This is a genomic window from Prevotella brunnea, assembly GCF_008016795.1.
Lineage (GTDB): Bacteria > Bacteroidota > Bacteroidia > Bacteroidales > Bacteroidaceae > Prevotella > Prevotella brunnea.
Genome location: NZ_SDIK01000077.1, coordinates 1 through 8,173, shown reverse-complemented (window position 1 = coordinate 8,173; position 8,173 = coordinate 1). Strand labels below are relative to the sequence as shown.

At 42.3% G+C, this 8,173-nt stretch carries 5 protein-coding genes and 1 pseudogene; 1 reads left to right on the top strand and 5 read right to left on the bottom strand.

The window, feature by feature from the left end:
- Both ETF27_RS11535 and ETF27_RS09575 read right to left on the bottom strand, forming a co-directional pair.
- Nucleotides 1-121 (bottom strand): annotated as a pseudogene (locus tag ETF27_RS11535) (IS256 family transposase); the annotation flags it as partial.
- A 751-nt stretch (nt 122-872) separates the two neighbouring features.
- A complete protein-coding gene (locus tag ETF27_RS09575; protein WP_130828586.1) occupies nt 873-1,532 on the bottom strand; it encodes a DUF308 domain-containing protein in 660 nt (219 codons plus the stop codon).
- A gap of 125 nt (nt 1,533-1,657) precedes the next feature.
- Between ETF27_RS09575 and ETF27_RS09570 the strand changes: the two genes are divergently transcribed.
- Nucleotides 1,658-2,179 (top strand): histidine phosphatase family protein, encoded by a 522-nt coding sequence (locus ETF27_RS09570; RefSeq protein WP_130828585.1) that lies wholly within the window; start codon nt 1,658-1,660, stop codon nt 2,177-2,179.
- Nucleotides 2,180-2,375: 196 nt separating this feature from the next.
- Here the strand turns inward: ETF27_RS09570 and ETF27_RS09565 are convergent, their stop codons facing one another.
- From ETF27_RS09565 to ETF27_RS09555, 3 genes are all read right to left on the bottom strand, one after another.
- Nucleotides 2,376-4,862, bottom strand: a complete 2,487-nt coding sequence (locus ETF27_RS09565; RefSeq protein WP_130828584.1) for a TonB-dependent receptor — start codon at nt 4,860-4,862, stop codon at nt 2,376-2,378.
- Nucleotides 4,863-4,962: 100 nt separating this feature from the next.
- On the bottom strand, nt 4,963-6,099 hold the full coding sequence (locus ETF27_RS09560) for a zinc ribbon domain-containing protein (protein WP_130829710.1): 1,137 nt from the start codon (nt 6,097-6,099) through the stop codon (nt 4,963-4,965).
- 4 nt (nt 6,100-6,103) lie between these two features.
- The gene (locus ETF27_RS09555; protein WP_147785756.1) at nt 6,104-8,026 is read right to left on the bottom strand and encodes a peptidase U32 family protein; all 1,923 of its coding nucleotides are present in this window, start codon (nt 8,024-8,026) and stop codon (nt 6,104-6,106) included.
- Between the last annotated feature and the right edge of the window lie 147 nt (nt 8,027-8,173).

Below are 8,173 nucleotides of genomic sequence, written 5' to 3'. Positions count from 1 at the left end.
ACAACTCTCGTTCATGATACATCAGGGAGTTCATGATTAATGACTGAAGGGTAACAAAACCCTCGCTGCTGCTTGTGTAATTCGAAAGAATTTCCGAAATTTGCGAATGTGTAAGTTTCATTTTTTTCTTTTTTATGGTTTACAAATACAAAGATAAGAAAAAAGGAGCTTACACACTTTTATAGGACAGTACCGGTAATGCCAAACAGACGCTTGACAGCGAACATTCGCCCCGACCATCACCATGAAATTATATTACAAAAACCACGTCCGAAATGCACTTCGTAATCTATTGATAATGAGAATGATATTAATTGCGATTTAAAAGCTAAGCTTTTGCACAGCAATACATGACCTTTTGTATTGTAAAAGGTAAGCTTTTGGAAAGTGAAAGCTAAGCTTTGGATAGATGAATGAAGAAAATTTAGGACATTATTGATTTCTCCCATATTGGCGGGAAGAACTTTTGTGTTTTCAATGCTCCAAAAATAAAGAATATGCTTGTCTTTTGTCTTGCCCGGACAGGTGCAGGTACTGATATGAGTTCATAGTGCATGATTTTTGGAAACTGCTTTTTTCGCGAGGTTGATCAGTGCATGGCGAAACAGCGACATGAAGTTTATATGCCATGACTACCGAACTCCCACAAGCCTCAGTTATCCAAAAGTGGTTTGAAACAAGGTTCTCAATGGAAAGGTCATGCTTAGAATAAAACGCGGTAAAGTTAGTAAATCACTGAATAACAAGCATATATAATTGAACATTTCTAATGTCTTTAGAACTAAAATGGTTTATAACGACCGATTTTGTTTTATAAAAAAAAACAGAATATCCTTAATATCATGGGCTATTCTGCTTTTTCTGTCGAAGCCCTAGTCGTTGTCTTCTACAATTTCGGCTTCTTCTATTTTTTCTTCAGCGTCTATTTTTCTCCCGGTTACAATCTTATTCTCTTCTATCTTGTCATAAGCCTGTTTCATTTGGTAAATCTTTATGACATTTAAAAGTTCCACAACCCCATAAAATATCAGACACCAACCTATTATCTTTAGTGGAAACGTTGCTGCTTCTATTGGCTTGGCAATCACTAAAATTCCTATTCCCAAGGTGATGATGGGAAAGCACCAATAAAGAATCGGTACATGGGCATACATCTTGGCACGAGCAAGATTCATGAATTGATTGATGGAGGCGAGGATGAGTATAGCGGCTAAAATGTAAACAACCCATTTAATGAAATCTCCCGGCATCATTGCTAAAATGATTCCTAAAACAGCGGAACCAACACCTACAATCGGGAAAATAGGTTTTCGGAGACTTACATTCTTCTCAGAAACATTTTGTGAAGCAGCTTTATCATACTTGTTTTTCTCGATATAATAGAAGATACAAGAGAATAATCCTGAAATTAAAAACAATCCACCAATAGTTATGGTCATCCATCTCATGGTTTCTTCTCTATATCTTATCAGCAAAAATCCTATGATAATGGCAATGATTGCCCGAATAATTGAACTTTGAAATATCTTCATAATTAAATGGTATTGGAATGGCGTGAGGGATTTCCCCGCCAAGTTTGATACAAAAGTACAAAAAAATCTCAACTTTCAACTTTTCCTACTTATATTTTATTACTTTTGTTCAAAAAATACATTCCATGACAACATTATATTTAGTGCGCCACGGGGAGACCTTCGATAACGAAAGGAAAATCATGCAAGGACAAACTCCCGGAAAATTGAATGCTAAAGGAATCCTCCAAGCACAAAAATTGTCTGATGAATTGTCTTCAAGGCATTTTGATGCCTTTGTATCGAGCGATTTGCAGAGGAGCGTTGAAACTTGTGAGATGATAGCCGAGCCACATGACAAAGAGGTTGTAATTACTCCCTTATTGCGCGAACGCGACTGGGGAAGCTTCACCGGAAAATATATTCCTTCTTTGGCAAATCTTAATGATCCGTCAAAATGGCCTGCCGATATTGAATCTTTGGATGCTCTTAAAATCCGTGCTTTGCACTTTCTTAATTGGTTAAAAGAGTCATTCCCGAACCAACACGTATTGGCGGTTGGTCATGGTATCATCAATAAAGCCATTCAAAGCGTTTATTTTCAAAAGCCAATGAATGAAATTAAAGTAATGATCAATGCAGAAATTAGAGTTTTGAAGTTGCGCTAATCGTCTTGATTGCTCTAATCGACGATTGATTATAAAAGAAACTTATAAAAACTTTGCTGATGAAACGTAAGTATCTAACGCGAGATTTTTTACTCGCATCATTTCCAACAAAAAAACCGCCTTACTCATCAGCGAGTTTGGCGGTTCGATCTAATTTCTAACAGTCTAATATTTATAATTCTAAAAAATCTATAAATCAAAAATGAAAGGAGAAGTCAGCACCAATCTGGAACGGATTACCCTGCTGCGCAAAAGTATATTTTGTACCGGTAGTGGAACTTTGCACCGCAAAAGTGTTAAACTTTGTATCGGTCAGGTTGCGAATCCAAAGATTCACATGCATCGGACCAAAGTCGGCATCAGCATGTACTCCTAATGTCGCATAAAAATTCTGTGCTACGGTATTCAGGTTGTCCCAATAGGTTCTGCCTTGTGCCGACAAATTGGCACCGACAGTCACCGCGCGAAGATGGAACTTATTGGTTGGATCCAACAAGGCTGCGGGATCAACGTCTAAGCGGTAATCTGCATTTGCAGCCAATGTATGCTGTGGCACGAAAGGCACTTTGTTTTTCTTGTAATCAACAATACCAGCCTTGGTTGAATCTGAATATTCATCAAAACGAGCACTTGTGAAACCGTAACTTAAAGTATAGGACAACTTGTCCTCCAGAGCCTTACCATATACCGAGGCCTCAATACCGCATGAGTGGCTGCGACCTGCATTAGTCATCATACGCCCGAATCCATAGTTTCCTGCCATAACAGATAGCTGCTGATTTCGAATCTGCATATAATAGGTTGCTACATCCAAATGCACCTGACCACCAAATAAATTCAGGTGAGTTCCTATCTCATAATTCCAACTTGTCTCCGGCTTGTACTCGATTGTTCGGGCAATGTTTGCATAATATGCCTCGTCGTGCTGAATATCTAGGTCCTCTAACTGCTTTTTTGAGGCTTTTGAAATCTCAGTCTGCAACACATCAGAAAACATTTGGAAATTATATCCTCCAGCCCGATAGCCCTTCGCCCAAGATGTATAGACGTTGCTTCCGTTGTTGAGGCGATAAGTCAGGCCAATCTTGGGAAGGAACTGATTAAAATGATTACTTTCATGATGCGACAGCGATGATGTTATGGTTGGAGAGACATGCACGCCTAAGGCATTCTCATCCATTAGGACACGGGCCGACGTCGCATAGTCGATAGCTACCTGCGAATAGTCGTAACGAAGTCCCAGTGTTGCGACAAGATGATCAGTGATGTCAAAATTGCTTTCATGATATACACCCAAATTAAATGTTGGTGTTTGAAAGATGCCAGGTATAGTCTGCATATTAACTTTGATCGTACACCCACCAGCAGCCTTGATCATTGCGGCAACCTGAGCCAAGGCCTTCTTCATAGCCTCGTCAAGAGGCATTCCGGCATTTACGAGTCCTTCGGCAATTCGCTTGGCCATGGAATTAAGCATTCCTGTGTAGGCATAATTCGTTATCACATTGGAGAGATAATCATTCATCCCCTTGTTGAAATATACTGGTCCATCTGTTCTCAGCCACTGGTATGACCCGAAAGCGCCGAATGTCCAATGCCACCTGCTGTTATGCTTGTTCTTGATTGTCAATTCCTCTGTCAATGAATTCTGATGCTGACGTTGTTCAAGGTGCATGAAATCCTGCGGCAAATAGTCGATATCCATCATCATATAATCGTTGAGGAACTGCCAACTCAACATTGAGTTCAGCACGAAGGAATTGCCATTGTATTTGATGCCAACTCCTGTGTTTAGCATATTCCTGCGATAGTTGCTTTGTCTATTTTGGCTGGGGGCTTGCGTTCCGGGTTTCAACCGATAATAAGGAGATGTGATATCAGCTTCTGCAATCTGTTCTTTACTCACAATCTGTCCATAAGGAAATCCGTTTTGCCTAACATATTGATAATCCGCGATGAAACTAAGGTTCAACCGATTGGTTGGGTTCCATAACAAACGCCCTTTCCCCCCAAACTCATTGAACAAGTCGGCATGCTCGCCATTGAATTGGTTGCGGAAAAAGCCGTTCTGCCCATTGTAGAAAGCCGACAACGCATAAGCAGTCTTATTGTTCAGACGGTCATAATGCCCCACTTCAACTTCACGCCGGAACTTATTTCCGACACCGAGTTTCAAATCGGTTCCGCGATATTCAAATGGATTTTTCCCATAGAGTCGCAACAATCCGCCCTCCGTATTCATCCCATACAGTGTGCCTTGCGGACCCAACAAAACATCAACACGATCTACATCGTAAGTATGGAAGTTGAACGCGCTCTTGCTTTGCAATGGTATTCCGTCAATATAAATACCCACAGCGGGAGAATTGACGCGCGAGCCTATACCGCGTATATACATTGAAGACGTAAGCCGGCTGCCATACTGTGGCATTGTGAATGACGGAACAAATGCCGACAATTGCCCGAGATCTTGTATGTTCAAGTTCTTCAGTTGATTTCTACTGAAAGATATGCTACTCAAAGACTGCTGACGAAGGCGAAAAGCCTCCTTAGGCTGATCGTAAACATATACTTCCTCTATATCATAAACTTTCGAGGAGTCATTCACAGTTACGTCGTCTGCCGCAAGTAAAGGACTCGTCAACAACGAGAAACACAAGCATGTAAAAAGAGTTTTCTTCATTATTTTCATCAAATGGATGATTAAATCATGTTCAACGGTTGCAAAGGTATATATAAAAAAACAAACACGCAATCCTTATTAATGATGAATATCAAGCAATTCATTCATTGATGATTCCACAATTGGGACATCTTCCTTTCCTGTGCAAGCGTGCTCCACAATTTCCACATAGATAAGTGTCGCTATGACGACGCAACCAAACCGATACCGAATAGTAGATATACACAAGGAGGAGGACATAGCCTATATAATATAAAGTAAGAACCGAGAACACGATGTAGTTCACGGCACAGACGGCTCCCAGTCCACACATATACCAAAAAGCATCGCCCGATTTTAGTAAACGACGCACATCGTCAATCACCGCGATGGAGATTATCAGCATTGCCCACACCAACAAGAGAAAGATATTAAGCAAGAGGGGTTGTGAGAAAGGATTGAGCGAAGGATGAAAATAGAACTCACGCCAAGTCTCGGGAGCGAATAGTTGTATGCTGGCATAGAACGTGGCAGATGCCGCTACGATGATGGCGAGGAGTGTGGGATAAAATGAGTTAATGTCGTTAAAGTGCACGATTTTGGCATTGCGCCTGAGTAGTTTACGCATCAGGTAGCCTACGGAAATAAGCGAGATGACTACCAAGAAAACCAACAGATGGACATTCGAGAAAATGGAGATGAACTGCGAAATAGGATCATCCGGATCAACCTTTTTCAGCAATTGCCCTTCTCTCACCCAACCGAAAGCGAGATCTTCTGTGGCAATCTGCACCCAAACGCTGTCGATACTGTCGTTGGGAATAACGCGAACATCCGCCACCGCCAACGATTTGCCCCGAGTTACGGCGAAGGAGTCGGTTTCCAAATTATTAACTGCCTCTTCCGGCTGTTGCCTGAGCAACAAGAGAGAGTCGGAACTCACCACGAAGTTGAAACCCGGAGAATAATGATGTTTCACCCTAAAAGCGAAAGAGTCCACACTGCTCGCAGTTCCGTGCCATTTAATGACATTGCCATCTTGTTGCTTCAACTTTAGAGAGTCGTGCTCGGGGAGGATACGTTTCGAGATTTGCGCTTCTTGCACACTATCGGGCAGATGAAAACTGGAGGGAGTTTTCTTGTGATAACAGCCCGACAGACTGCCAACGAGCAGCAACAAGACAATGAACACAATTCCGAAACGAAGCGTCCAAGGTTTTCTTATCTGTCCATGATACATATTGACAGGGTGTTTCATTGGCTTATAGGGCATAAATATTCATTTGACAATCTTTGCAATCGAACTCTAAGCGAAAACGTCGCTTATCGCCGAGTTCCAAATAGAGAGGCTCTTTCCATGTGGGCTTTTTGCCTCCGTGCGACACACAATAGCCCAATGAATATCGAATGCAATGGCGACATTGCATGAGCAGTGGTTCGGAACTTTCGTTTTTCTTCTCATCCAAGCACTCGAAAGCTTTGTCCGGATGTATCATACCTTGTCGCTCATAGAAGCTGGCGGCAGAGGAATTGGAGATGTTGTACAGATAAGGGTAATGTCTGTATTGCGATGGATTGAGATGGGTGAAATCAGCAACCCTTTTGTTTGCCTTGCTGTTCACATCCATCGGGATGTCGGATGGTTTCAGCGTGAGCGGTATCGCCGACAACCGCGCGATGGCTTTCCTTCTGAGTTTTGCCAGCCAACTGCTCGGAATGAAATATTGATCCACCTCATCTTCTATTTTCAACTCTTCACATACATAGATGGTGTCGCCCAACTTAGAAAGTTGTCGCAAGATGTTCTCTCGTTGCGGTTTCTCGGCTTTCTGATGTTCCAATTCTATCTCGGCACAGGTCTGTGGCTGCTTTCCAATGTTCTCCGACAAAGAAACAGAAAGTGAATAACCGGAGCGTGTTACACCTAATCTCATGCTGATAGGGATTCGTCTTTCTGCCGTCTTGCCACTTAATATCTTTTCAAAAGCCTGATCTTGATTTCTGTAAAGTGTTGTTCCTGCTCGCAACGCTTGTGGCATTTTATATGGAAAGAGGCGATTGCCCACAACTCTGTTCACTCTGAAACCTTCCAAAACGGCTTTTGCGCCACCATCGGCAGATGGTTTGCAGATGAAGCACAACCCATCGCCATTGGCAAAACTTGATATCCCCGATACGTTGAAGGAATCGCGACGGACTTCCTTCACAGTCCCAACAAATTCTCCCGGTGCCTTAGGGGTGTTCGGTGAGAAAATATTCCTTTGGCGTCCATTAGCGAAATAATCGGTATAGCCACGATTGAACGTCTTGTCAAGATTGGGAGTGAACGAATAATCCACCTTGCCGTATGAAGCTCTTTGAAACTCTTGGGGATGCTTTGCGATAATGTCGTTGAGCCTTTGATTATAGGCTGCCACCACATTCTTCACGTAATTTACATCCTTCAGTCTGCCCTCTATCTTGAACGAACAAGCTCCGGAACGCATTAAAGACTCCAGATTATCAATTTGACACATATCCTTCAGCGATAAGAGATAGCGTTGTTGTTCTATCAACTTCCCATTCGCATCTTTGAGATCAAAAGCCATTCTACAGAACTGTGCGCATGCACCTCGGTTGGCAGAACGTCCGAAACAATATTGCGAAGCATAACAAATTCCACTATAACTCACGCAGAGCGCACCATGAACAAATACTTCCAGCTCCATATCGGGAGCAACCTGATGAATAGCGGTTATTTCCTTCACCGATAATTCTCGGGCAAGTACCACCCGATTGAAACCTAACGCGTGCAACCAAGCTGCTTTTTCCGGTGTTCGCGTGTCGCATTGCGTACTCGCGTGAAGCGCGAACTTGTTTCCATAGCGTTTTCTACATTCACTGAATAAGCCCATATCCTGAATAAGCAACGCATCAACACCGGCTTTTGCCAATTCATCAATGAGCAGCAACATATCGTTTAGTTCATTTTCATAGATAATCGTATTGACCGTAACGTGCACCCGCGCACCAAACCGATGGGCGTATTCGCAAAGCTTTCGAATATCTTCGACATTGTTACCGGCAGCTTGCCGCGCGCCAAACTGAGTCGCACCGATATATACGGCGTCCGCTCCATGGTCAATGGCAGCCATTCCACATTCAAGGTTTTTTGCCGGTGCAAGCAGTTCTATCGTTTGCTTCATTCAAGTTCAGTTCTTTCCAACTTAAAACGTTTCAATATAGAAAATCTTCACAAAGATAAGCATTTTCAATAACTTTGGCAAATAAGAATAACATTAAAATGATTATAACTGTCCTTGAATGTTACTCCGCAGAGTCAACCAGCAAGT

Bases quoted from the DNA above. Each gene is read 5' to 3' on its own strand.
- ETF27_RS09575 (WP_130828586.1), bottom strand. From the start codon at position 1,532: ATGAAGATATTTCAAAGTTCAATTATTCGGGCAATCATTGCCATTATC.
- ETF27_RS09570 (WP_130828585.1), top strand. From the start codon at position 1,658: ATGACAACATTATATTTAGTGCGCCACGGGGAGACCTTCGATAACGAA.
- ETF27_RS09565 (WP_130828584.1), bottom strand. From the start codon at position 4,862: ATGAAGAAAACTCTTTTTACATGCTTGTGTTTCTCGTTGTTGACGAGT.
- ETF27_RS09560 (WP_130829710.1), bottom strand. From the start codon at position 6,099: ATGAAACACCCTGTCAATATGTATCATGGACAGATAAGAAAACCTTGG.
- ETF27_RS09555 (WP_147785756.1), bottom strand. From the start codon at position 8,026: ATGAAGCAAACGATAGAACTGCTTGCACCGGCAAAAAACCTTGAATGT.